Source organism: Streptomyces sp. NPDC041784, from assembly GCF_055591025.1.
This window is the reverse complement of sequence record NZ_JBVJAB010000003.1, coordinates 121,060-145,091: the sequence shown is the minus strand read 5'-3', so window position 1 is coordinate 145,091 and position 24,032 is coordinate 121,060. Positions and strand designations below refer to the sequence as shown.

Genomic DNA, 24,032 nt, shown 5'->3' with positions numbered 1-24,032 from the left:
TCCGGTGCGCGTCAGTTGGGCTGCCCGATCGGCCGTACGACGACGGTGTTGACGTCGACGCCGTCGGGCTGGCGGATCGCCCAGACGACCGAGTCGGCGATCTGGTCGGCGGTGAGGAGATGGCCGGGCGGCAGGCTGCCGTAGCTGTCCCAGAACGGCGTCTCCACGCGGCCGGGCGCGATCAGGGTCACGCCGACGCCCCACTCGGTGACCTGGCGGCGGGTGTTCTCCGCGAGCCCGGTGACCGCCCACTTGGTGGCGCCGTAGAGGTTGCCGGGCGTGGGCACGAACCCCGCGACGCTGCCGACCAGCACGATCCGGCCCCGGGTCTCCTTGAGGGCGTCGATGGACGCCCGGACGAGGAGGGCGGGGCCGAGGACGTTGGTCAGCACCATGTCGGTCCAGCCGGCCGGGTCGCCCTCCGCGACGGAGTCGTGGGTGGCGGTGCCGGCGTTGGCGACCACGGTGTCGATCCGGCCGAACTCCTTCAGCGTGACCTCCACCGCCCGCCGCACGTCCGTGTACTCGGCCGTGCTGCCGGCCAGCGTCAGCAGGCCCTCCGGGTCACCGAGGTCCGCGGCGAAGGCGCGCAGCCGCTCCTCCCCCCGGCCCGTGACGGTGACCCGGTACCCGTCGTCCAGCAGCCGGCGCGCGACGGCGGCGCCGATACCGCTGCCGCCGCCGGTGATCAGTGCGACCGGAGAGTTGCTGCTCATGATGTACCCCCATGGTGTTGCGTGGACGGCGGGAGTCCATCACTTGGAGCGCTCTCGAAGTCAAGTCACCTTGTTCTAGACGGACTTCACCGCGGTGTGGACGGTGTGCGCCGCCAGCACGAAGAGGTCCGCCCTGCGGTTGACGCCCGCCGGGTCCGCCGGGTCGAGCAGCCGGTCCAGCGTGGCGCGGTCCTCGGGGTCCATGACGTCGCCGAAGCCGTCCCGCAGCCGGGACAGCGACGCGGCGACATAGGCGCGGGCCCGGTCGGAGGCGGGGGCGGGCAGGTCGAGCAGGAAGCTGCGGCTGCGGGCGTGCCGCAGTCCGGCGGCGGCGAGCAGGGCCGGCCAGTCCTCGACCTCGTCGACCGTGCCGGGCAGGTCGGCGCGCATCCGCGCGAACCACTCGGCCTCCAGGGCGTCGAGCCGGGCCTCCAGGCCGGGGCGGCCGATGCCGAGGTCGCGCGGCAGGAACCGGGACGGCAGACCGCCCTCCATGATCGCCAGCGTGCCGCCGGGGGCCAGCCGCTCCGCGAAGGCGGCGAGGGCGGTCCGCTGGTCGCCCAGGTGGTGCAGGCTGTGCCCGGCCCAGAGCAGGTCGGCCGGGTAGTCCAGCTCGCCGAGCACACCGGGCAGATCACCGGCGAGGGTGCCGAAGCGGTCGGTGTACCCGAGCCGGGCGGCCCGCTCATCGGCCCGCTGGAGCAGCGGCTCGGAGCCGTCGACGGCCAGCACCCGGGCGCCGGGGAAGGTCTCGGCGAACAGACAGGAGACGACACCGGGCCCGCTGCCCACGTCGACGATCAGTCCCGGCTCGGTGACCTCCTTGGCGAGCCAGGTCAGGGCCCGCTCGTACAGGGGGGTGAACAGTTCGGCCTGGGCTTCGAGATGCTGGGCCATCTCGGCCCAGTCGATGTCGGTGTCGTGGCCGTGCCCGTGGCTGTGGCTGTGGCCCTGCCCTTGGCCTTGGCCGTGACCAGGGCCGTCACCGTGGCCGTGGCCGGGGGCGTCGTCGTGTGCGTGCGGGTGCGGGTCGTGCGCCATGGGGTCAGCCTCTCGCTCGGTGTGCCGACAGCGTGCGCCGACGCACCGGACGAGGGCCACTCCTGTTGCCGGGACGGCAAAATACTCCCTCCCCCACGGCAAAAACGCGATCCGCCGGGGACCGACCCGGGAGGGCCGGGCCCCGGCGGCGCAACCCGCTACGGCAGCGGCGGGTAGGCGTTCTGCATCAGCTGCTGGAACTGCGCCGAGAACCAGTGCCCGGACAGCGGGGCATTGGCCAGGGCACCCGACAGGTTGTTGCCGTTGCGCGGGTTGCCCGTGTACGTCGGGTCGCACATCCGGTCGAAGCCCTTGCCCTCGTCGTTCGGGATGGCGGAGCTGGAGCCGTCCGACTCGCCCGGCGGCTTCATCCACACATAGGCGTCGATCCCGGTGGCCGGGGCGGCCTGCGGGCGCTCGCCGAGACCGGCTCCGGACTGGTTGCACCAGTTGCCGATGTGGATCCGGCGGTCGTAGCGGCCGCCCTCGACATAGGTGTCGACGCTGGTCGTGGCGCCCGGTCCGGTGGGCCGGGCGGTGCCGCCCCAGCCGTTGCGGGAGGTGTCGATCAGCATGCCGATGGTCGACCGGAAGCCTGCCGTGACCAGCTGGCCGCGGAAGGCCTGGGCGTACGACAGCTCGTCGACGTACCGGTTCCAGTCCACCCACTTCGACTCACGGACCGACTTGCCGGCCACCGAGTCGTTGATGGTGAAGTTGTTCTCCTTCAGGGCGCTGTAGTTCGCCGTGTTGGTGATGAACCCGTGCACGTCGTCGACGGTCGCACCCTCGGCCGTGGCGGCCTGGTGGAAGAGCTGGGCGGACGGGGCGAAGTTGTCGTCCCAGCCGAGCCAGCCGTGGTGACCGGCGTCGATGTAGTTGTAGATGTTGGGGATCGCGCCGAGCTTGTTCAGCGCGTAGCCGACACCCTTCACGTAGTTGCCGTTGGCCTTCATCGTGTCGCAGGCCGCGGTGGCGGTGGGCCGGCTGCCCGTGTTGGTGACCAGGTTGGGCAGCGAGTCGATCTCGATCGTGGTGACGATCCGCAGCGAGGCGTACTTGCTGTCGGCGAGGATCGCCGCGATCGGGTCGATGAACTGCGTCTTGTAGCGGTCGATCTCCGTCGGGCCCAGCTCACCGTTGGAGGCGAGGGCCGAGCAGTCGCGTCCGGGCAGGTCGTAGACGACCAGCTGGACCACTTCCTCACCGCTGCCCTTCTGGGCGAGGGCGGCGTCGAGGTGGTCGCGCAGGCCCATACCGCTGCCCACGCCCTCGATGGCGGCGATCCGGTCCAGCCAGACACCGGTGGGCTGGTTGGAGATCCGGCTGCCGCCCGGCTCGGCGGCGGCCTTCGCGGACCACTCCGGGTTCACGTACACCTTGGCGCCGGAGTACGGGTTGTCGACCCGGGTGGAGGGGGTGCCCGGGTCGGTCGGGCCTGGGTCGGTGGGTCCGCCGGTGCCGCTGTCGACGTTGCACGTCACGCCGTCGAGCGTGAACGTCGTCGGCAGCGCGTTGGTGCCGCTGTAGGAGGCCTGGAACCCGAAGCTGACCGAACCGCCGTTCGCCAGCGTCCCGTTGTAGGACTCGTTGTTGGCGGTGACGGCCGTGCCGGACTGGCTGATCTTCGCGTTCCAGCCGTTGGTGATCTGCTGGTTGCCGGCGTACGCCCACTTCACCGACCAACTGGTCTTCGCGGCCGAGAGGTTGGTCACGGTGACGTTGGCGGTGAAGCCGGTGCTCCACTGGTTCTGCACCTGGTAGTCGACGGTGCACGGGATGGCGGCGATGCCCGGGTCGCCGGGGACCACCGCCAGCGCGGTCCCGGAGGCGCCGGCGACCAGCGCCAGCGCGGCGAGTATCGGTGTTCTGCTACGGCTCATGAGTGCGGGTTTCCTTGTCCGTTGCGGGTGTTGTGCGTTGCGGGTGTTGTGCGTTGCGGGTGTTGTGCGTTGCGGATGCTGTGCGTTGCGGATGCTGTGCGTTGCGGGTGTTGTCCGCCCGGTCGGTCGGCGGTGGCGCCTGTCCGTCGAGGGCGCGCAGACGGTCGCGCAGCCCGATGCCGAACGCGGTGGGTGTGCCGTCGTAGCCGGAGATCAGGGCCGGGCCCGAGGAGCAGTCCCAGGTGTTCCAGGTCCAGCCCAGGTACGACAGCGCGCGGTCGTCGAACCAGCGCATGACCTGGTCGACGAACCCGTGCGCGCAGGTGTTCTCCCCGATCTCCCCCGCCACGAGCGGCACCTGGGCGGCGACCGGGGCGAGCGTGGAGTTCCAGCAGCTCTCGCCCACACAGGAGTTGAAGTTGTAGACGTGCCAGGCGGCACCGAGATTGCCGGCCGGGTCGGTGGGCCGGTATGTGAGCCACTGGCTCAGGTCGTTGGAGTACGCGAGTCCGCCGGCCAGGATCACGTTGCGCGCGCCGGTGGCCCGGACGGCGTCCACGAGGTCCTGCATCCCGGCGACCTCATAGCCGATGCCGGGGCAGCTGCCGCCGTCCCGCCAGCACTGCCAGGCCTGGGCGGCCGTGGCGGTGGCGCGGTCCGGGTAGGGCTCGTTGAACAGGTCGAACACGACAGCCCGGTCGTCCTTGAAGGTGTTCGCCACCGAGGTCCAGAACGCCGGTGTGTACTGCATGTTCGGCATCGGCTTCTGGCAGCTCGCGTGCACGTCGGAACAGCCGGCCGAGTTGCCGGTGTACTGCCCCCAGGACCAGTGCAGTTCGACGACCGGTGTCATGCCGTGCGCCTCGACCCGGGCGACCAGCGTCACGGCGCCCTGGAAGCCGGTGTCCCACTGGCCGGTGACGGCGTACTCCACCGTGCACGCGGGCGTGGCTCCCTGCGCCGCCATGACCGGCCACGTCACGCCCGTCCCGAGGGCGAGCAGGCCGGCCACGGCTAAAAGCACTGAACGAGGGGGATGTCGCATGAGCGACTCCTTGCAGCTCAGCGCGTCGTGACGGACGCGTCGACTGATGGAATCGCTCCCACTGGTGTCTCGAAGTTAGCGCCAAGTGCTGGCAAAGAACAGGGGAGTTGCTGACTTTCCCTCAACAACGCACGTCGAATCTTTTCGACTCTTCAAGCACCTTGACCGCCCTCACCCCCGTCCCCACTATGGGAGCGCTCCCACTGGTTCAAGGCTTGTTGCTCCTCCCCCCACTCCCCGAGCCGCAAGGAGGAACCAGCACCATGGATCCCGTACGCGGACGCCGCGGGGCGCGGCGCCTGTGGACCGCCGTCGTGGCGGCCCTCGCGCTCCCCCTGGCCATGCTGAGCGCCACGTCGACCCCCGCCCAGGCGGCGGCGCTGCAGTGCAGCGTCGACTACCGGACCAATGACTGGGGGTCCGGTTTCACCGCGGACCTCACCCTCACCAACCGCGGGACGGACCCGATCAGCGGCTGGGCCCTGACGTATTCCTACGCGGGCAACCAGAAGCTGACGAACGGCTGGAACGGGACCTGGTCGCAGTCCGGTCAGCAGATCACGGTGAACAACGCCACCTACAACGGGACGATCGCCGCGGGCGCGGCGGTGAGCACGGGCGCGCAGTTCACCTACAGTGGCGCCAACGCCGCCCCCACGAGCTTCGCCGTCAACGGCACCACCTGCGTCGGCGCACACCAGCCGCCGGTCGCCGTGCTGACCAGCCCGGCCGCGGGCGCCGTCTACACGCAGGGGGACGCGGTGCCGCTCGCGGCGACCGCCGCGGCCGCCGACAGCGCGACGATCACCAAGGTCGAGTTCTACGACGACACGACCCTGCTGGGCACGGACACCGGCGCGCCGTTCACCCTGTCGGCCACCGGGCTCACCGCGGGCAGCCACTCCCTGGTGGCGAAGGCGTACGACAGCCTGGGCGCGTCGGCGTCCTCGACGCCGGTCGGCATCACGGTCGCCTCGGGACCGGCGGTCGTCGCCTCCGCCACCCAGCTGGCCGTGCAGCAGGGCAAGACGGGCAGCTACCAGCTGCGCCTGTCCACCCAGCCGTCGGCCAACGTGACCGTGACGACCGCCCGCACCGGCGGCAACACCGGCCTCACGGTGACCGGCGGGGCGTCCCTCACCTTCACCCCGTCGAACTGGAACACCGCGCAGACGGTGACCGTCACCGCCAACGCCTCCGGCACGGGCGCGGCCACCTTCGAGTCGACGGCGACCGGGCACGCGAAGGCCTCGGTCACGGTCACCCAGATCGCCGGCGCCAAGGTGTACGACGCCCGGTTCCTGGACCTCTACGGCAAGATCACCAACCCGGCGAACGGCTACTTCTCCCCCGAGGGCATCCCGTACCACTCGGTCGAGACGCTGATCGTCGAGGCGCCGGACCACGGCCACGAGACCACGTCGGAGGCGTACAGCTACCTGCTCTGGCTCCAGGCCATGTACGGCAAGATCACGGGCGACTGGACCAAGTTCAACGGCGCGTGGGACCTCATGGAGAAGTACATGATCCCCACCCACGCCGACCAGCCGACCAACTCCTTCTACAACGCGTCGAAGCCGGCCACCTACGCGCCGGAGCTGGACACTCCGAACGAGTACCCGGCACGGCTCGACACCGGGGTCTCGGTCGGCCCCGACCCGATCGCGGCGGAGCTGAAGTCCGCGTACGGCACGGACGACGTGTACGGCATGCACTGGCTCCAGGACGTCGACAACGTCTACGGCTACGGCAACTCCCCCGGCAAGTGCGAGGCCGGCCCGAGCGACACCGGCCCGTCGTACATCAACACCTTCCAGCGGGGCGCGCAGGAGTCGGTGTGGGAGACGGTGCCGCAGCCGACCTGCGACGCCTTCAGGTACGGCGGCACGAACGGGTATCTGGACCTGTTCACCGGCGACGCGTCCTACGCCAAGCAGTGGAAGTTCACCAACGCCCCGGACGCCGACGCACGGGCCGTGCAGGCCGCGTACTGGGCGGACGTCTGGGCCGAGCAGCAGGGCAAGGGCGGTGACGTCGCCGCGACCGTGGGCAAGGCCGCGAAGATGGGCGACTACCTGCGCTACTCGATGTACGACAAGTACTTCAAGAAGATCGGCAACTGTGTCGGTCCGACCGCGTGCGCGGCCGGCACCGGCAAGGACGCCTCGCACTATCTGATGTCCTGGTACTACGCCTGGGGCGGCGCCACCGACACCAGCGCCGGCTGGGCCTGGCGGATCGGCTCCAGCCACGCGCACGGCGGCTACCAGAACCCGCTGGCCGCCTACGCGCTCAGCTCCTACGCCGACCTGAAGCCCAAGTCGGCGACCGGACAGGCGGACTGGGCGAAGTCGCTGACCCGGCAGCTGGAGTTCTACCGCTGGCTCCAGTCCGACGAGGGTGCCATCGCGGGCGGGGCGACCAACAGCTGGGCGGGCCGCTACGCGACTCCGCCGGCCGGGAAGCCGACCTTCTACGGCATGTACTACGACCAGCAGCCCGTCTACCACGACCCGCCGTCCAACCAGTGGTTCGGCTTCCAGGCGTGGTCGATGGAGCGGGTCGCCGAGTACTACCAGCAGACGGGGAACGCGCAGGCCAAGGCGGTCCTCGACAAGTGGGTGGACTGGGCGCTGTCCAAGACCACGGTCAACCCCGACGGCACCTACCGGATCCCCTCCACGCTCCAGTGGTCGGGTCAGCCCGACACCTGGAACGCGTCAAGCCCCGGCGCGAACACGGGACTTCACGTCACCGTCGCCGACTACACCGACGACGTCGGCGTGGCCGCCGCGTACGCCAAGACCCTGACGTACTACGCGGACCGCTCCGGTGACACCCGGGCGGCGACGACCGCCAAGGCGCTCCTCGACGGCATGTGGAGCCACCACCAGGACAGCCTGGGCATCGCCGTCCCGGAGACCCGTGCCGACTACAACCGCTTCGACGACTCGGTCTACGTCCCGAGCGGCTGGAGCGGCACCATGCCGAACGGCGACCCGGTCAACGCGTCGTCGACCTTCGACTCGATCCGCTCGTTCTACGAGGACGACCCGGCCTGGTCGAAGATCGAGAGCTATCTCGCGGGCGGTGCCGCGCCCGTGTTCACGTACCACCGGTTCTGGGCCCAGGCGGACATCGCCCTGGCCATGGGCTCGTACGCGGAGCTGCTCGAGTAGTCCCCGCTGGGCCCGTCGGCCGGGCCCGGCTCCGCGTACCGCGCCGGGCGGCCCTTCCCGCATGGGGGCCGCCCGGTCGTCGCACGTCCCGCACCTCTCGCACCTTCCCTCTCCCCCCGCACACATGGCTTCGCGAGGAAGGACCCCACCGTGCGAAGAACCCGCATCCTCACGGCCGTACTGGCGCTCGCCGCCGGCCTGATCGCGGGCAGCCCGCCCGCGCTGGCCGCGGACGGCACCCCGAAGACGACGCTGGCGGCAGAGTCGTACACCTGGAAGAACGCCCGGATCGACGGCGGTGGATTCGTGCCGGGCATCGTCTTCAACCGCAAGGAGAAGAACCTCGCCTACGCGCGCACCGACATCGGCGGCGCCTACCGCTGGCAGGAGTCGGGCAAGACCTGGACGCCGCTGCTGGACTCGGTCGGCTGGGCGAACTGGGGGCACACGGGCGTGGTGAGCCTGGCCTCCGACTCCGTCGACCCGAACAAGGTGTACGCGGCGGTCGGCACGTACACCAACAGCTGGGATCCCGGGAACGGGGCCGTGCTCAGATCCGGTGACCGGGGCGCGAGCTGGCAGAGGACGGACCTGCCGTTCAAGCTCGGCGGCAACATGCCCGGCCGGGGCATGGGCGAGCGGCTCGCCGTCGACCCGAACCGCAACAGCGTGGTGTACCTGGGCGCGCCCAGCGGCAAGGGCCTGTGGCGGTCGACGGACTCGGGCGTCACCTTCTCGCAGGTGACGAACTTCCCCAACGTCGGGAACTACGTGCAGGATCCGAGCGACACCAGCGGATACGCGTCCGACAACCAGGGCATCGTCTGGGTCACCTTCGACGAGTCGACCGGTACCTCCGGCACGGCGACGAGGACGATCTACGTCGGGGTCGCGGACAAGGACAACGCGGTGTACCGCTCGACGGACGCGGGCGCGACCTGGTCGCGGCTGGCCGGACAGCCCACCGGATACCTGGCGCACAAGGGCGTCCTGGACACGGTCGACGGCCACCTCTATCTCGCCTACAGCGACAAGGGCGGTCCGTACGACGGCGGCAAGGGCCGGCTGTTCCGGTACGCGACGGCGACCGGCACCTGGACGGACATCAGCCCGGTGGCGGAGGCCGACACCTACTACGGCTTCGCCGGGCTGACCCTCGACCGGCAGAAACCCGGCACGGTCATGGCCACCGCCTACAGCTCCTGGTGGCCGGACACCCAGATCTTCCGCTCCACGGACAGCGGCGGCACCTGGACGAAGGCGTGGGACTACACCTCGTACCCCAACCGCGCCAACCGGTACACGATGGACGTCTCCTCGTCGCCCTGGCTGACCTGGGGCGCGAACCCGTCGCCGCCCGAGCAGACCCCCAAACTCGGCTGGATGACCGAGGCGTTGGAGATCGACCCGTTCAACTCCAGCCGGATGATGTACGGAACGGGCGCGACGATCTACGGCACCGAGAACCTCGCCAACTGGGACAGCGGCGGCCAGTTCACCATCAGGCCGATGGTGCAGGGGCTGGAGGAGACGGCGGTCAACGACCTCGCCTCGCCCCCGACCGGGGCGCCGCTGCTGAGCGCGCTCGGTGACATCGGCGGCTTCCGCCACACGGACCTCACCAAGGTGCCGTCGATGATGTTCACCTCGCCGAACTTCACGACGACCACCAGCCTGGACTACGCCGAGACCAACCCGAACACGGTGGTCCGCGTGGGCGATCTGGACGCGGGCCCGCATGTGGCGTTCTCGACGGACAACGGCACCAACTGGTTCGCGGGGACGGACCCTTCGGGCGTCAGCGGCGGCGGGACGGTCGCCGCGGCGGCGGACGGCAGCCGGTTCGTGTGGAGCCCGGCGGGCACCGGCGTGCAGTACACGACCGGTTTCGGCTCGTCCTGGGCGGCGTCGAGCGGCATCCCGGCCGGTGCGACCGTCGAGTCGGACCGCGTCGACCCGAAGACCTTCTACGGCTTCAAGTCCGGGAAGTTCTACGTCAGTTCGGACGGCGGGGCGACCTTCACGGCGTCCTCGGCGACCGGCCTGCCCAGCGGGGACAGCGTGCGCTTCAAGGCGCTGCCCGGCACCAAGGGCGACATCTGGCTTGCGGGCGGCGCGAGCGACGGGGCGTACGGGCTGTGGCACTCCACCGACTCCGGCGCGACCTTCACCCGGCTGTCGACGGTCGAGCAGGCCGACACCATCGGCTTCGGCAAGGCGGCGGCCGGCGCCTCGTACCAGACGCTCTACACCAGCGCGAAGATCGCCGGCGTGCGTGGCGTCTTCCGCTCGACCGACAAGGGCGCGACCTGGACCCGGATCAACGACGACGCCCACCAGTGGGGCTGGACGGGCGCGGCCATCACCGGTGACCCGAGGGTGTACGGCCGCGTGTACATCGCCACCAACGGGCGGGGGGTCGTCTACGGCGACACCTCCGACACCAGCGGGGGCGGAGGCGGGGGGACCGACCCCACGGACCCCACCGATCCCACCCCGACCGGTGCCTGTGCCGTGACGTACACCGTCACCAACCAGTGGTCGGGCGGCTTCCAGGCGGACGTGAAGCTCGCCAACACGGGCACGAGCGCCTGGTCCGGCTGGAGTCTCGGCTGGTCCTTCGCCGACGGGCAGACGGTCTCGCAGCTGTGGAACGCCGACTTCACCCAGTCGGGCGCGGCGGTGACGGCGAAGAACGTCGGCTGGAACGGGAACGTGGCGGCCGGGTCGTCCGTGAGCTTCGGGTTCACGGGCAGCTGGTCGGGATCGAACACGGAACCGACCGCGTTCAAGCTGGGTGATCAGAGCTGCACGGTCGTCTGATCACCCAGGACGGTTGAGTACGCCTACTCATGAGGAGGTGCTCTCCTGTCGCGCAGGCTGGTCGCACACACCGACGACAGGGAGTCACCCGTGCGTATGACCAGCCGCCCCCGCCTGCTGCCGCTCCTCGCCCTGGCCGGTCTGACCGCCGCCCTGACGACCGGCTGTTCCCTGCAGCAGGACGCCGTCTGCGCCGGCGGCCAGTACCCGGTGCTGGCCGTGAACGACGCCGGATCCGACTGCGTCGACGACGGCCGGGAGCCGGCGCAGGGCTGGGCCCGCTATCCGCAAGGCAAGGTCCCCGAGCACGTCGGCGACGAGTGGTACGAGTACTGGCGGACCCGGACCCTCGACGAGAACGGCCGGATCGTCGCGGCGCCCGAGGTGTGAGCGGCGCACCAGCGCCAGCCGACCAGGTTGCCGCTGTCGGTGTGGACGCTGACCACGCCCCGGTCGAGGGCCTCGACCTGGCGGGCGGTGGCGGCCTCGGCCTTGCCGGTGCCGAGGGCGGTCAGCCCGGCGGCGACGAGGGCGGTCGCCGCGGTCGCCGCCGCGAGGAGGGCTCGGCGGCGGCGGTGCGCGTGCGGGGGCCGGTGCGGGTGCGGGTGCTGCACGGGACGAACCTCCAGAGAGGACGGACGGGTTCCGCCCCTCAGTCGCCGCCGGCTTCGGCCACGTTGCCGTATCTTTCGGCCAACTCCGCCACCGTACGGGCGATGCGCCGGCGCAGCTCGGCGGGTTCCAGGACCTCGACGCCGGTGCCGAGGCGCAGGAACTCGCCATGGGCGTGGTCCACGGACTCGATGGGGACCGTGGCCCGCACCCAGCCGTCCGCGTCCGCCGGCCCCTCGACCGTCACCGGGCGTCCGAGCGTCACGCCCGGCGCCAGCCGCACCACCGCCTGTGCCGTGTGGAGGCGCTGGTGGAAGTCGCGCTGATGGGCACTCCAGTGGGCGGCCAGGTCGAAGTCGCCCGGGCGGGTGAACTCGGCTTCGGTGACGGTGAGTTCGAGGATCTGGTCGACGCGGTAGGTACGCGGGCCGGGCCCGGCGACGACGTACCAGCGGCCCGCCTTGAGGACCAGGCCGTACGGTTCGAGGCGGCGGCGCACATCGGTGGGCTCGCGCCAGCGGCGGTAGGAAACATCCAGAACGCGGTTGTTCCACACGGCGTCGGCGACCGCCGGCAGATGCGGCACCTCGTCGGCGTCCGCGTACCAGCCCGGCGCGTCGAGATGGAAGCGGCCGCTGATCCGGTCGGCGTGCTCCCGCAGCGGCGCCGGCAGCGCGGCCCGGACCTTCAGCCGGGCGGCCGCCAGCACCGGGCCGAGGCCCAGGTCGGCGGCGGGTCCCGGCGCCCCGGCGAGGAAGAGGGCCTCGGCCTCGGCCGTGGTCAGGCCGGTGAGACGGGTGCGGTAGCCGTCGAGGAGCCGATAGCCGCCGGCGTGCCCGGCGTCGCCGTACAGCGGGACGCCCGCGGCGGCCAGCGCCTCGACGTCCCGGTAGACCGTGCGCACCGAGACCTCCAGTTCCCCGGCGAGCTGGGCGGCGGTCATCCGGCCCCGGGTCTGGAGCAGCAACAGGATCGACACGAGTCGGCTGGACTTCACTGACACAGGATGTCAGTGGAGCAGGCCTAGCGTCCCGCCATGACCTCCACGACCTCCACGAACTCCGCGGCTTCCACAGCCTCCACGGCCTCCACGGCTTTCCAGGAGAAGCTGCTGACCGTGCCGCCGCCGATCCAGGTGGCGGGGCGGTGGATCAAGCGCTACCACGTCACCGCCGACCCGGCGGGCATCGCGCCCGAGGTGGAACGGGCGGCGTACGCGATCCTGCCCGAGCTGCTGCCGGAGCCGGACGACACCCCGCCGGCCACGTTCGTCGTGCTGCACCGGGGCGGGGACACCGGCGCCTACCTCAACGCGTACAGCTGGGTGTGGGACAACGTGCTGCACTTCCGGGGCGCGGCGGCGGGCCAGCCGGTGCTGGGCTGTCCCGACCTCGACCCCACGCGTTTCGTCCGCCACGACCTGCCGTGGATCGGCTGCGTCTGGGAACTGCCACCCGTCCTGCACGAACGGGACGCGTGGGTCCGCCACGTGCTCTCCACCGACGTACCCGACCTTCAGGCCTACGTGGCCGACACCCTGCCCGACGGAACCACGGGAGACCGCGCATGAGCAGCCCGCACGACTTCGACTTCCTGCACGGCGAGTGGCATGTCCACAACCGCCGCCGCACCGATTTCCTCGACCCCGCCGGCGCGTGGGAGGAGTTTCCCGCCACCACCCGCTGTCTGCCGCTGTTCGACGGGGCCGCGAACCTCGACGAGATCGACATGCCGCACCTGGGCTCGAAGGGGCTGACGCTGCGGCTGTTCGACCCGGCGAGCCGCACCTGGTCGCTGAACTGGTCGTCCAGCACCACGGGAACACTGTTTCCGCCGGTCATGGGGCGCTTCGAGGGCGGGCGGGGGCTCTTCCACGGCGACGACACCTATGACGGGAAGGACGTGCGGGTGCGTTTCGTGTGGTCCGGGATCTCCCCCGGCGCCGCTCACTGGGAGCAGGCGTTCTCGGTGGACGGCGGAGGGATCTGGGTGACCAACTGGACCATGGCGTTCAGCCGCCCGGCTTCCGGAACGCGCGCAGGGTGAACTCCGGTTCCGGGCGCGGGCGTTCCTGATCGGGGAGGGCCGCGAGCCGGGCGGCGAAGTCGTCGGCGAGGGGGTGGCCGGGCGGGAGGGTGACGAACCAGCCCCGGCGCAGGTCGGCGATCGCGCGGCGTGGACTGCGGCCCTGGCCCCGGCCGGGGAAGCGGGCCTGCCCGGCCGGGAGCAGCCCGCAGTCGGCGGCGTACCCCTCGACCAGGGCGGACGCGTCGGACGCGGCCCGGCGGGGCCGGGAGGAGAGGACGACATCGATGTCGCTTCCCACGTTGTGCGAGGCGCCCTTGTCGACCGTGGTGACGTAGACACCGCCGGGCCGCAGCACCCGGGCGCACTCGGCGACGATCCGCCGTGCGTCGCCGGCGTCCTCGACGAGATGCAGCAGCCACACACTGCTGACGGCGTCGAACCCACCGCCGCGGAAGGGCAGTCGGCGGCTGTCGGCGCGCACGATGGTGCCGGGCAGCCGGGCGGCGGCCTGCCCGGCCATCGCCGGGGACAGGTCGACGCCGGTCACCCGCAGGCCGGGCCGGCCGGCCGCGAGCCGCCGGGTGACGATGCCGGTGCCGCAGGCGACGTCCAGCAGTCGGCCGGCATCCGGCGGCAGCAGACCGAGGACGGCCTGCGCGGCGGCGGCCGCCCGGGGCTCGCCGCCACGCAGGCCGTCGTAGCGTTCGGCTTCCTTGTCGTAGTCCAGCACGCGCGCTCCCCCTCCGCTCCCCCTGTCCCCCCGCGGGTCAGCGCGCGCCGTGGGCGGGCGCCGCCGCCTCCACCCGACGGGCGAGCCCGACGTCGAGGTCGGTGACGGCACCGCCCGCGCTGTGGGTGTGCACGGCGAGCGAGACCGTGTGGTAGCCGAGGGTGATCTCGGCGTGGTGGTTCAGCTCCTCCTGGATCCTCGCGACATGGACGACCAGGGCGGTCGCGGCGAAGTGGGAATCCAGCCGGTAGGAGCGGGTGAGCCGGCCGCCCTCCAGGGACCAGCCGGGCAGCTCGGACAGGCGGTCCTCGATCTCCTTGTGCGAGAGCGCTTCCACGGCCATGACCGGACTCCCTTCGTGGGTGTCGCGTACCTGTCCAGCGTGCCACAGGTGGGCGGCGACGGCCCTGGTCAGATCGCCCGCGGGGCCCGGCGCACGGGGCGCACGGAAGCCCGGCCCGCGGCCCGCCGCGCGCGGGGCGCGGGCGCACGCGGGCGGGGTCCGGGGCCGCACGGGGCCGCCCTGGGCTTGTAGTGCACGCGATGCCTCTCGACCGCCCGGGGTGTACGAGATCCCGCTCGGCTACGGTCGTACGCATGGCCTCCGTCGCGACCGGTACGCACGCCCCCCACACCGCCCCCGCCGCCCCCACCGTCTCCGCCGCCTCCGCCGCCTCCGCCGCCTCCGCCGGCCCGGGTGTCGGCCCGCTGCTGCGGGCCTGGCGGGAGCGGCGGCGGATCAGTCAGCTGGAGCTGGCGTTGCGTGCCGACTCCTCCGCCCGGCACATCAGCTTCGTCGAGACGGGCCGCTCCCGGCCCAGCGAGGAGATGGTGCTCCGGCTGGCCGAGCACCTCGACGTCCCCGTCCGGGAGCGCAACGCGCTGCTCCTGGCCGCGGGGTACGCCCCGCACTACCCGGAGACACCGCTGGACGACCCGGCCCTGGAGGCGCTGCGGGCCGGGGTGGAGCGGCTGATCCAGGGCTACGAGCCGTACCCGGCGCTGGTGGTGGACGCGACGTACGACGTGGTCGCGGCGAACCAGGGGATCATGATGCTGCTGGACGGCGTCCCGGAGTCCCTGCTGGCGCCGCCGCTCAACGCCATGCGGCTGACCCTGCACCCCCAGGGGCTCGCGCCGCGCATCCTCAACCTCCGTGAGTGGCGCGGCCATCTGCTGCACCAGATGGAGCGGCAGATCGCCCTGCACCGCTCGGCGCCGCTGCGCCGGCTGTACGAGGAGGTCGCCGCGTACCCCGTTCCCGAGGAGCCGGCGGACGAACCGGCCGAGCCCGTCCCGCACTTCGCGCTGCCGCTGCGCATCGAGCACGGGGGCCGGACCCTGTCGTTCGTCTCGTCGATCTCCACCTTCAACACACCGATGGACGTGACGGTCGCCGAGCTGGCCATCGAGACGTTCCTCCCGGCCGACCCGGCGACGGTCAAATACCTTCATTCACTGACCGATTGACGCACCCTCAGGAAACGCGACGGTAAAAAGACCGGGTTCCGGAGCGGAGTGCGCCGGCCCGGAACCCGGTGCCTCCACGATCCCGCCCCCGGGGCCCGCCCGTCGATTACCTGCGACGTCATGCCCGTGGCCGCGAGCGGGCGGCCGCACCCGGCGGAACGCTCCGCTCCGCACGTGGCGAGGACCTCATTCCCGTGCCGGTGAGGGCACAGCCGGAACATGACACACTGGCCCGCGTGCTTCGACACGTAGGGGAGACGTGGCGTGAGTGAACGACGGCCCGCGCCCACGGTGGGCCAGGTGGTTCTCGGCAGACGGCTCCAGGAGCTGCGCGAGGCGGCAGGACTGGGCCGCGAGGAGGCGGCCCGCGCCCTGCGGGTGGCCCCCGCGACGGTCCGGCGCATGGAGACGGCCGAGGTCTCGCTGAAGATCCCGTACGTGCAGGTGCTGCTGGACACGTACGGCGTACCGGCGGGCGAGGCGGCCGCGTTCGTCACGCTCGCCGAGGACGCCAACCGGCCCGGCTGGTGGCAGCGGTTCCACGACGTGCTGCCGGAGTGGTTCAGCCTGTACGTGAGCCTGGAGGGCGCGGCCCGGCTGATCCGCTCCTACGAACCGCACTTCGTGCCGGGCCTGTTGCAGACCGAGGACTACGCCCGCGCCGTGCTGGAGGCCGGGACGGTCGGCCGGACCACCCCCGAGGCGATCGAGCGGCACGTGTCGCTGCGCATGGCCCGGCAGCGGCTGCTGGACGGCCCCGACCCGCCCCATCTGTGGGCGGTGATGGACGAGACCGTGCTGCGCCGCCCGGCGAGCCTGGAGCCCGGGGTGATGGCCGCGCAGCTCGACCGGATGCTGGAGCTGGCCGAGCGGGACCGGATCACGCTCCAGGTCGCCCGGTTCGCCGACGGTCCGCACCCGGGCACGTCCGCGCCGTTCTCGCTGTTCCGGTTCGCCGAGCCCGAGCTGCCCGACATGGTCGTCACCGAGTATCTGACCGGCGCCCTGTACCTCGACTCGCGCAAGGAGGTCTCCGCGCATCTGGAGGTCCTCGACCACATGACCACGCACGCCGCGTCCGCCCAGCGCACCACGGAGATCCTGCGGGAGGTCCGCGAAGGCCTCTGAGGTCCGCGAGGATCTCCGAGGTCCGCCGCCCCGTCCTCACCCCACGCACCAGGTCCCGCCCCGCACCGCGTCCCGCCCCGAGCACCACCGCCCCGCACCGCGACCGCGTCCCGCCCCACGCCCGAGGAGAAGACCCAGCATGACCGAGTCCGCAGCGCCCCGCATCGACACCAGCCGACCGCACCCGGCCCGCGTCTACGACTGGTGGCTGGGCGGCAAGGACAACTACCCCGTGGACGAGGAGCTGGCCCGGAAGATCCTCGCCGTCGACGGCACGGTGCTGCGCGGGGCACGGGCCAACCGCCGCTTCATGATCCGGGCGGTGCGGACGGCCGCCGAGGCCGGGATCCGCCAGTTCCTGGACATCGGCACCGGCATCCCCACCGAGCCCAACCTGCACCAGGTCGCGCAGGGCGTGGCGGCGGAGGCGCGGGTCGTGTACGCGGACAACGACCCGATCGTGCTGCGGCACGCGGAGGCCCTGCTGCACGGCTCGGCCGAGGGGTCCACGCAGTACGCGCACGCCGACGTCCGCGACCTCGACATACTGCTCGAACAGGCGGCCGAATCCCTCGACCTCGCGCGGCCCGTCGCGCTGTCCCTGGTGGCGCTGACGCACTACCTGGACGACGCCGCGTACGAGCTGGTGCGGGAGTACATGGCGCGGCTCGCCCCGGGCAGCTGGCTGATCCTCTCCCAGGTGACCCCGGACCTCAGCCCGGAGGCCATCGAGAAGGCGGCGAACGCCTTCCGCCGCAGCGGCACCCCCTTCTATCCGCGCTCCCTCCCCGAGTTCGCCCGCTTCTTCGACGGCCTGGAGCTGCTCGGCCCGGGCCTGATCCCGGTCTCCGGCTGGCGGCCGGACCCCGAGGACGTGGCGATCCAGGCCGAGGGCATCGTCCCGGTGTACGCGGGGGTCGCCCGCAAGCCCTGAGCCCTGAGCCCTGCACCCCGCCGCCCTGCGCCCTGCGCCCTGCGCCCTGCGCCACGGCACCCGTACGGGTGCCGTGAACGGGTGCGCTCCCGCGCCCGCCCCTAGCGTCGTAGACCGGGGCGAGCAAGGGAGCGCAGGTGACCGACACGCGGATACCGCCCACCGAGCCGGGCGCGGCACTGCTGCGGGAGAAGCTCGCCGCGATGCGCTCCCGCCTGCGGGCGACCGACCTCGGCAGGGGCGCGCCGCGCCGGCGGCTGTCGACGGACGACCCGAAGGAGGCGTGATGCCCTCGGACGCCGTGCTGTACCAGGCCGCCGCGCTCTGTCTGACGTACCCCGACGAGGATCTGCTCGCCCGGCTGCCGCTGCTGCGCGAAGCGGCCCCGCAGCTACGGGAGTTCGCCGACCACGCGGCCGTCACGCCGTTGCGGGAGCTGGAGGCGCAGTATGTGCGGGTCTTCGACTTCACGCACCGGCACAGCCTCCACCTGAGCCGGTGGCGGGACGGCGACACCCGGCGGCGCGGTGTGCCGCTGGTCCGCTTCAAGGACCTCTACCGGGCGCACGGTCTGACGTTCACCGGCGAGGAACTGCCCGACTTCCTGCCCGCGGTGCTGGAGTTCGCGGCCCGCACCGGGGACACCGGGCTGCTCACCGAGCACCGCGACGGCCTGGAGAAGCTCCGCTCCCGGCTCACCGACGCCGGCACGCCGTACGCGTCCGTCCTGGACGCGGTGTGCGCCGCGCTGCCGACCGCGAACACCGGAACGCGCCCATGACAGGCCCTCAGGCGGCACCAGTTGGGGCATCAGCTGCGGCGGGTGTGGGAGCGGATCGGCGACCGACGCTCCGGTAGCATCGGCGGCTGCGAAGGATCGGCACGTCCGGACGAGCGCTGCGGGGAAGGCGGGCATGGTCAGGCGGTACGTGGTCGCGCCGCACGGGGGCTGGGGCGTCTACGCCGACATCACCTCCGCCCTGCGGTCCGCCGAGCGGGGCGGACCGGCGCGCATCGAGATCATGCCCGGTCGCTACGACGAGCCGCTCACCGTCCACGGCACGGTCGAGCTGGTCGCGCTCGGCGAACCCGGCTCGGTGGTGGTGAGCCCCTCGCAGGGCGGCGCGCTGACCGCGTCCGGGGCGGTGGCGGTGCGCGGTCTGGTGCTGGTGGGCCGTGACGCCGACGTGGTCGACTGCCACGCGGGCACCCTCACCCTCGACCGGGTGGAGGTCCACGCCCACGGCGGGCTCTCCGTGCGCGCCCGGCGGGGCACCTCCGTGGCGCTGACCGGCGGCGAGTTCCGGTACGGCCGGACCCTGTTCGCCGGGGCGACCGGCGTCGTCGAGCGCTGCCGGTTCGTGGACGCCGCCGACAACGCGCTGGCGGTGATCGAGGGCGCCCGGGTCACCGTGCGCGACTGCCGGTTCGACGGCAGCCGGATCCACGGCCTGCGGGTCAGCGACGCGTGGGCCTCGGTCACCGGGTGCGAGTTCACCGGCACCGAGAAGGCGGCGCTGGCCGCGGACACCCGGGCGGAACTCGTCGTGGGGCACTGCACGATCACCGGCGTGCACGCCGACGCGCTGTACTTCGTCGAACAGGCCCGGGGCCTGGTCCACGACACCCGGGTCACGGACGCGGAGATCGGGATCTCGCTGGAGAGCGGCGCCGACCCGGTGGTGCGCCGCTGTGTGTTCACCGGCTGCCGGGACAGCGGGATCAACGTGCAGTCCGCGGGCCGGGGCACGTTCGAGGACTGCGAGGTCGTCGACGCGGGCGGTGTCTCGGTGTTCTCGGCCAAGGGCGCCACGCCGCGGGTCGACGGCTGCCGCGTCTCGGGGGGCAATGTCGGCGTCGCCGTGGTCGACAAGGGCCGGGGCCATTTCGCGCGGATCGACGTCGAGGATCTGACGAGCGTCGCCCTGCGGGTGCGGGAGGGGTCCCGGGCCGTGTTCGAGGGAGTGGACGTCCGACGGTGCGCGGTGGGGCTGGAGACGCTGGGCGACGCCGCCACCACGGTCGAGCTGGCCGACGGGCGGTTCAGCGGGTGCGCCATGGGCTCGGTGACCGCCGGCGGTCAGTCCCGGGTCACGCTCCGGGACGTCTCCGTGGAGCGCGGGCTGTTCGGCTTCGCCGCCGGCGACGAGTCCCAGCTGCAGCTGCGCGACTGTGCCGTCACCCGGGCGCGGGTGGGGGCCGTCGCGATCGGCTCGGCGATGCTCCACGCGCGCGGCCTCGACGTCACCGACGCGGAGGCCATCGGCCTGCTGGGCCGGGACTCCGCCTACCTGGACGTGGCCGGGAGCCGGTTCGCCGACTGCGCCGTCGTGGGGATCGCCGCCCAGGGAGCGAGCGGCGGCCGGCTGGTGGACTGCTCCGTGCCGGGAACGCGGGGGCAGGCCGTGCAGCACAACGGCCGGATCGACCTGGAGTCCCTCGACACCTCCCTCGCCGTCGTCGAGACCGAGCCCGAACCGGCCGAATCCTCGCCGGCGACCGTCATCAACCAGACCAATCACTACTACGGGCCGGTGATCAACGCCGCCGTCCACAACGCCCAGTTCGCCTGGAACAACGCCCAGGTCACCCAGATCCAGCAGATCGACCAGAACGGAGCCGGCGCGTGAGCGAGCCGCAGCACGTGAACAACTACGACGGCCCGGTGTTCAACGGCCCCGCCTCGGGCAACCAGTTCGCCTGGAACAACGAGAACGTCACCCAGAACCAGCAGAACAACGCCACGGTCGCCCCCGGCTTCGAGGCCCTCGCCGAGCTGGTGGCGGACCTGCGCCGCCGGCTGCCCGAGTCCGGCCTCGCCGACCAGGACCGCCAGGACGCCGACGCGGCGGCGCAGGAGGTGCTCGCGGAGATCACCGGGACCGACGCCCCCGAGCCCGGCCGGCTGCGCCGCGCGCTGAACGGCCTCAGGGGAGCCCTGGCCCCGGTCGCGACGGGCGCCGCGGCCGGCGCGACGGTGGGCGCGCAGGAGTGGGCGCAGGAGGCGATCCGCGGGCTGACGGGCCTGCTCTGAGCCGCCGGGGAGCCGCTTGCCTGCCGGCGGCCTCCCCGGTCCGGCGCCGGTGGCTGGGACCTGTCCTAGGCGGCACCCCCGCGGCTGTCCCGTTCGTCGTCCACGATCTCCGCGTCGACGACCTGGTCGTCGTCCTGGGCCGCCGTGTGGTCCTCGGTGGGCCGGGCGGTGGCGTCCTGCTGCGGCTGGGCGTACATCGCCTGGCCCATGCGCTGGCTGACCGCGGCGAGTTTCTCGACGCCGGCCCGCAGGGCGGTGGTGTCGGCGTCGCTCCGCAGCAGTTCCTTGAGTTCGTCGGCCGCGGCCCCCACCTCCGACCGGGTGTCGGCCGGCACCCGGTCCTCGTTCTCCCGGACGAACTTCTCCGTCTGGTAGACGAGCTGCTCGGCCTGGTTGCGGGTCTCGGCGGCCTCCCGGCGTGCGCGGTCCTCCTCGGCGTACTGCTCGGCGTCCCGCATCATGCGGTCGATGTCGTCCTTGGGCAGCGCCGAGCCGCCGGTCACGGTCATCTTCTGCTCGCGGCCGGTCGCCAGGTCCTTGGCGGAGACGTGCATGATCCCGTTGGCGTCGATGTCGAAGGCGACCTCGATCTGCGGGACCCCGCGCGGGGCCGGCGGCAGCCCCGTGAGGTCGAAGACGCCGAGCTTCTTGTTGTACGCGGCGATCTCGCGTTCGCCCTGGTAGACCTGGATGCCGACGGAGGGCTGGTTGTCGGCGGCCGTGGTGAAGATCTCCGAACGCCGGGTGGGGATCGTGGTGTTGCGCTCGATCAGCTTCGTCATGATGCCGCCCTTGGTCTCGATGCCGAGGGACAGCGGGGTCACGTCGAGCAGCAGGACGTCCTTCACGTCCCCGCGGATGACACCGGCCTGGAGGGCGGCGCCGACGGCCACCACCTCGTCGGGGTTGACGCCCTTGTGCGGGTCCTTGCCGGTCAGCTCTCGGACCAGGTCGGTGACGGCGGGCATCCGGGTGGAGCCGCCGACCAGGATGACGTGGTCGATCGCGGACAGCTTCACGTTCGCGTCCTTGACCGCCTGGTGGAAGGGGGTCCGGCAGCGGTCGAGGAGGTCGGCGGTGAGTTCCTGGAACTGGGCGCGGGTCAGCTTCTCCTCCAGATGGAGGGGGCCCTGCGCGGTGGCGGTGACGTAGGGCAGGTTGATGCTCGTCTCGGAGGACGAGGACAGCTCGATCTTCGCCTTCTCGGCGGCCTCGCGCAGCCGTTGCACGGCCATCTTGTCGTTGCCGAGGTCGATGCCGTGCTGTCCCTTGAACTTCTTCACGAGGTACTCGACGACCCGGTGGTCCCAGTCGTCGCCGCCGAGGTGGGTGTCCCCGTTGGTGGCCTTGACCTCGATGACGCCGTCGCCGATCTCCAGCAGGGACACGTCGAAGGTGCCGCCGCCGAGGTCGAAGACCAGGACGGTCTGCTCCTCGCCGCGGTCGAGGCCGTAGGCGAGGGCGGCGGCGGTCGGCTCGTTGATGATCCGCAGCACCTTCAGGCCGGCGATCTCCCCGGCCTCCTTGGTGGCCTGCCGCTGGGAGTCGTCGAAGTAGGCGGGCACGGTGATCACCGCGTCGGAGACGTCCTCGCCGAGATAGGCCTCGGCGTCCCGCTTCAGCTTCTGGAGCACCCGCGCGGACAGCTCCTGGGCGGTGTAGCGGGTGCCGTCCACGGCGCCCTGGTCCGGGAACCGCCAGGCCGTGTCGCCCATGTGCCGTTTGACCGAGCGGGCGGTGCGGTCGACGTTGGTCACCGCCTGCCGCTTGGCCACCTCGCCGACGAGCACCTCGCCGTTCTTGGCGAAGGCCACCACGGACGGGGTGGTCCTGGCGCCCTCCGCGTTGGCGACCACGGTGGCTTCGCCGCCCTCCAGGACGGCGACCACCGAGTTCGTGGTCCCGAGGTCGATCCCGACCGAGCGTGCCATCGCTGTCCCCTTCCGCCAGGAGGCCCTCAGCCGGGCCCTGTGCCGGGCAGTCTCCGCCCGGCGGCCGTCCGCCCGGAGGCTGCCGCGCCGCCGGAGTTCCAGGACAGAACGTGAGCGGTCGGCTGTCAATGGGACAGATGTCCCGCCGGGAGCGTGCGGCGCGGTTCTTTGCGCAGTTCCACGGCCCGCCGGGGCCGGTCGGTGACCACGACGTCCACGCGGGCGTCGGCGAGGAAGGTCCGCAGGCCAGGGTCGTCGTTGACCGTCCAGACCATGGTGAACAGCCCGTGCCGGGCGGCCCGGCGCAGCACGGTGGCGCGGGCGAGCAGCCGGTGCACGGCCACTCCGTGCGCCCCGCAGGCCCGCAGCCGGCGCAGCGGGAACAGTTCGCTCGCGCGGGTGGCGGCCAGCCGGGCCGCGCCGACCTCCCGGCGGTCGCGGCCCAGCGAGAGCGCGGTGCGCACGCCGGGGAAGGCCCGGGTGATCGCGGCGACGGACCGGTCCTCCAGGGTGGTGGCGACGAACCCGTCCCGGCCGAGCAGGGCGATCGCGCGGTCGATCAGCTCATGCTCGTAACCGGTCTCCTTCAGATCCAGATGGCCCACGAGCTTGCCGGCGACCAGCGCCATGACGTCCTCGACGACGGGGACGGCGTGTCCGGCGCGCCGGCACAGTTCGGCGTGGCCGATCCGGTGCAGGGGCGGTCCGGCGGGGCCGCCGGCGCGGGGGTCGTGGTGGACGACGAGGACGCCGTCGGCGGTGCGCCGGACGTCGAACTCGACGTACTCGGCACCGCAGGCGAGCGCGTCCTCGTACGCCGCCCAGGTCGCGGCGCCGAAGCGTTCCGTGCCGCCGCGGTGGGCGGAGACGGCGGGGCGGGGCGGTGGCACGGTCATCGGCTCCCGGACACGGGGCGGGCGCACCGGACCCGCCGGAGCGCCGTCGCCCGGGTGGGGCGGGGCGCGTCCGGCGGGCCGGTGGGGCGGGTCAGGCCAGCTTGGCCGTCAGGGTGATCGTCGTGCCGGTGAGGGCCTGGCTGACCGGGCAGTTCTTCTTGGCGTCCTCGGCGGCGGCGAGGAAGGCCTCCTCGTCGATGCCGGGGACGGTGCCCTCGACGGTGAGGTGGATGCCCGTGATGCCCTCCCCGGGCTGGAAGACGACGTCGGCGGAGGTCACGAGCTTGGTGGGCGGGGTGCCCGCCTTGTCGAGGATGTTCGAGAAGGCCATGGAGAAGCAGCTGGAGTGGGCGGCGGCGATCAGCTCCTCCGGGCTGGTCTTTCCGTTCGCGTCCTCGGCGCGCGACGCCCACGTCACCGGCTGCGCGGCGATGCTGCCGGAGGAGTCGAAGGTGACGACGCCGTTGCCCTTGAACAGGTTGCCTTCCCACACGGTGTGTGCGGAGCGCGTGGTTGCCACGGTTCTTCCTTTCGCGGGGTCTTCCCCTCGGACGGGTTTGCGTGCCCCATCCGATCACACTC

The 24,032-nt window shown here is 72.2% G+C and carries 21 protein-coding genes and 1 pseudogene; 12 read left to right on the top strand and 10 right to left on the bottom strand.

The window, feature by feature from the left end; translation table 11 throughout:
• Nucleotides 1-11 precede the first annotated feature (11 nt).
• The 4 genes and pseudogenes from ACZ6D7_RS07430 to ACZ6D7_RS07415 all read right to left on the bottom strand — a co-directional run.
• Nucleotides 12-716 carry an SDR family oxidoreductase gene (locus ACZ6D7_RS07430; RefSeq protein WP_469484927.1) on the bottom strand — a complete coding sequence of 235 codons (705 nt, stop codon included), beginning with the start codon at nt 714-716 and terminating at the stop codon, nt 12-14.
• 75 nt (nt 717-791) lie between these two features.
• Nucleotides 792-1,757 (bottom strand): class I SAM-dependent methyltransferase, encoded by a 966-nt coding sequence (locus ACZ6D7_RS07425; RefSeq protein ID WP_469484924.1) that lies wholly within the window; start codon nt 1,755-1,757, stop codon nt 792-794.
• A 158-nt stretch (nt 1,758-1,915) separates the two neighbouring features.
• Nucleotides 1,916-3,640, bottom strand: a complete 1,725-nt coding sequence (locus ACZ6D7_RS07420) for a glycoside hydrolase family 6 protein (RefSeq protein ID WP_469484921.1) — start codon at nt 3,638-3,640, stop codon at nt 1,916-1,918.
• A gap of 142 nt (nt 3,641-3,782) precedes the next feature.
• Nucleotides 3,783-4,529, bottom strand: a pseudogene (locus tag ACZ6D7_RS07415) (cellulase family glycosylhydrolase); the annotation flags it as partial.
• A gap of 419 nt (nt 4,530-4,948) precedes the next feature.
• On the opposite strand from ACZ6D7_RS07415, the gene ACZ6D7_RS07410 reads away from it, so the two are divergent.
• The 3 genes from ACZ6D7_RS07410 to ACZ6D7_RS07400 all read left to right on the top strand — a co-directional run bounded on the left by ACZ6D7_RS07410 (nt 4,949) and on the right by ACZ6D7_RS07400 (nt 11,077).
• The gene (locus tag ACZ6D7_RS07410) at nt 4,949-7,864 is read left to right on the top strand and encodes a glycoside hydrolase family 48 protein (RefSeq protein ID WP_469484918.1); all 2,916 of its coding nucleotides are present in this window, start codon (nt 4,949-4,951) and stop codon (nt 7,862-7,864) included.
• A 150-nt stretch (nt 7,865-8,014) separates the two neighbouring features.
• Complete coding sequence (locus ACZ6D7_RS07405) at nt 8,015-10,687, top strand: cellulose binding domain-containing protein (RefSeq protein ID WP_469484915.1); 2,673 nt, start codon at nt 8,015-8,017, stop codon at nt 10,685-10,687.
• Nucleotides 10,688-10,783: 96 nt separating this feature from the next.
• Nucleotides 10,784-11,077: an SCO0607 family lipoprotein gene (locus tag ACZ6D7_RS07400; RefSeq protein WP_469484912.1), complete on the top strand. Its 294-nt coding sequence runs from the start codon at nt 10,784-10,786 to the stop codon at nt 11,075-11,077.
• Nucleotides 11,078-11,339: 262 nt separating this feature from the next.
• Here the strand turns inward: ACZ6D7_RS07400 and ACZ6D7_RS07395 are convergent, their stop codons facing one another.
• Nucleotides 11,340-12,296, bottom strand: coding sequence for a helix-turn-helix transcriptional regulator (locus ACZ6D7_RS07395; RefSeq protein WP_469484909.1), 957 nt, complete (start codon nt 12,294-12,296; stop codon nt 11,340-11,342).
• A gap of 39 nt (nt 12,297-12,335) precedes the next feature.
• On the opposite strand from ACZ6D7_RS07395, the gene ACZ6D7_RS07390 reads away from it, so the two are divergent.
• Together ACZ6D7_RS07390 and ACZ6D7_RS07385 are read left to right on the top strand one after the other, a co-directional pair.
• Nucleotides 12,336-12,869, top strand: a complete 534-nt coding sequence (locus ACZ6D7_RS07390) for a hypothetical protein (RefSeq protein WP_469484906.1) — start codon at nt 12,336-12,338, stop codon at nt 12,867-12,869.
• A complete protein-coding gene (locus tag ACZ6D7_RS07385) occupies nt 12,866-13,345 on the top strand; it encodes a hypothetical protein (RefSeq protein ID WP_469484904.1) in 480 nt (159 codons plus the stop codon). The genes ACZ6D7_RS07390 and ACZ6D7_RS07385 overlap by 4 nt, the downstream gene beginning before the upstream one ends.
• Here ACZ6D7_RS07385 and ACZ6D7_RS07380 read toward each other — a convergent pair.
• Both ACZ6D7_RS07380 and ACZ6D7_RS07375 read right to left on the bottom strand, forming a co-directional pair.
• The gene (locus tag ACZ6D7_RS07380) at nt 13,311-14,057 is read right to left on the bottom strand and encodes a class I SAM-dependent methyltransferase (RefSeq protein ID WP_469484901.1); all 747 of its coding nucleotides are present in this window, start codon (nt 14,055-14,057) and stop codon (nt 13,311-13,313) included. The genes ACZ6D7_RS07385 and ACZ6D7_RS07380 overlap by 35 nt on opposite strands.
• Nucleotides 14,058-14,094: 37 nt before the next feature.
• Nucleotides 14,095-14,400: a 4a-hydroxytetrahydrobiopterin dehydratase gene (locus tag ACZ6D7_RS07375; protein WP_469484898.1), complete on the bottom strand. Its 306-nt coding sequence runs from the start codon at nt 14,398-14,400 to the stop codon at nt 14,095-14,097.
• Nucleotides 14,401-14,654: 254 nt separating this feature from the next.
• On the opposite strand from ACZ6D7_RS07375, the gene ACZ6D7_RS07370 reads away from it, so the two are divergent.
• The 7 genes from ACZ6D7_RS07370 to ACZ6D7_RS07340 all read left to right on the top strand — a co-directional run bounded on the left by ACZ6D7_RS07370 (nt 14,655) and on the right by ACZ6D7_RS07340 (nt 20,623).
• Entirely contained in the window at nt 14,655-15,527 is an 873-nt protein-coding gene (locus ACZ6D7_RS07370; protein ID WP_469484895.1) for a helix-turn-helix domain-containing protein, read from the top strand.
• Between the two features lie 264 nt (nt 15,528-15,791).
• Nucleotides 15,792-16,655 carry a helix-turn-helix domain-containing protein gene (locus ACZ6D7_RS07365; RefSeq protein WP_469484892.1) on the top strand — a complete coding sequence of 288 codons (864 nt, stop codon included), beginning with the start codon at nt 15,792-15,794 and terminating at the stop codon, nt 16,653-16,655.
• A 139-nt stretch (nt 16,656-16,794) separates the two neighbouring features.
• Entirely contained in the window at nt 16,795-17,589 is a 795-nt protein-coding gene (locus ACZ6D7_RS07360; protein WP_469484890.1) for an SAM-dependent methyltransferase, read from the top strand.
• Nucleotides 17,590-17,726: 137 nt separating this feature from the next.
• Nucleotides 17,727-17,876 (top strand): hypothetical protein, encoded by a 150-nt coding sequence (locus tag ACZ6D7_RS07355; RefSeq protein WP_469484888.1) that lies wholly within the window; start codon nt 17,727-17,729, stop codon nt 17,874-17,876.
• Nucleotides 17,876-18,370 carry a nitrate reductase molybdenum cofactor assembly chaperone gene (gene narJ, locus ACZ6D7_RS07350; RefSeq protein ID WP_469484885.1) on the top strand — a complete coding sequence of 165 codons (495 nt, stop codon included), beginning with the start codon at nt 17,876-17,878 and terminating at the stop codon, nt 18,368-18,370. Before ACZ6D7_RS07355 ends, narJ begins: the two co-directional genes overlap by 1 nt.
• Before the next feature lie 133 nt (nt 18,371-18,503).
• Nucleotides 18,504-20,219 (top strand): right-handed parallel beta-helix repeat-containing protein, encoded by a 1,716-nt coding sequence (locus ACZ6D7_RS07345; RefSeq protein WP_469484883.1) that lies wholly within the window; start codon nt 18,504-18,506, stop codon nt 20,217-20,219.
• Nucleotides 20,216-20,623, top strand: coding sequence for a hypothetical protein (locus ACZ6D7_RS07340; RefSeq protein WP_469484880.1), 408 nt, complete (start codon nt 20,216-20,218; stop codon nt 20,621-20,623). Before ACZ6D7_RS07345 ends, ACZ6D7_RS07340 begins: the two co-directional genes overlap by 4 nt.
• Nucleotides 20,624-20,688: 65 nt before the next feature.
• Here ACZ6D7_RS07340 and dnaK read toward each other — a convergent pair whose 3' ends face one another.
• From dnaK to ACZ6D7_RS07325, 3 genes are all read right to left on the bottom strand, one after another.
• Nucleotides 20,689-22,554, bottom strand: coding sequence for a molecular chaperone DnaK (gene dnaK / locus ACZ6D7_RS07335; RefSeq protein WP_469484877.1), 1,866 nt, complete (start codon nt 22,552-22,554; stop codon nt 20,689-20,691).
• 125 nt (nt 22,555-22,679) lie between these two features.
• Nucleotides 22,680-23,450: a glycerophosphodiester phosphodiesterase family protein gene (locus ACZ6D7_RS07330; RefSeq protein ID WP_469484875.1), complete on the bottom strand. Its 771-nt coding sequence runs from the start codon at nt 23,448-23,450 to the stop codon at nt 22,680-22,682.
• A 91-nt stretch (nt 23,451-23,541) separates the two neighbouring features.
• Nucleotides 23,542-23,970 carry an OsmC family protein gene (locus tag ACZ6D7_RS07325; RefSeq protein WP_469484872.1) on the bottom strand — a complete coding sequence of 143 codons (429 nt, stop codon included), beginning with the start codon at nt 23,968-23,970 and terminating at the stop codon, nt 23,542-23,544.
• Nucleotides 23,971-24,032 lie beyond the last annotated feature (62 nt).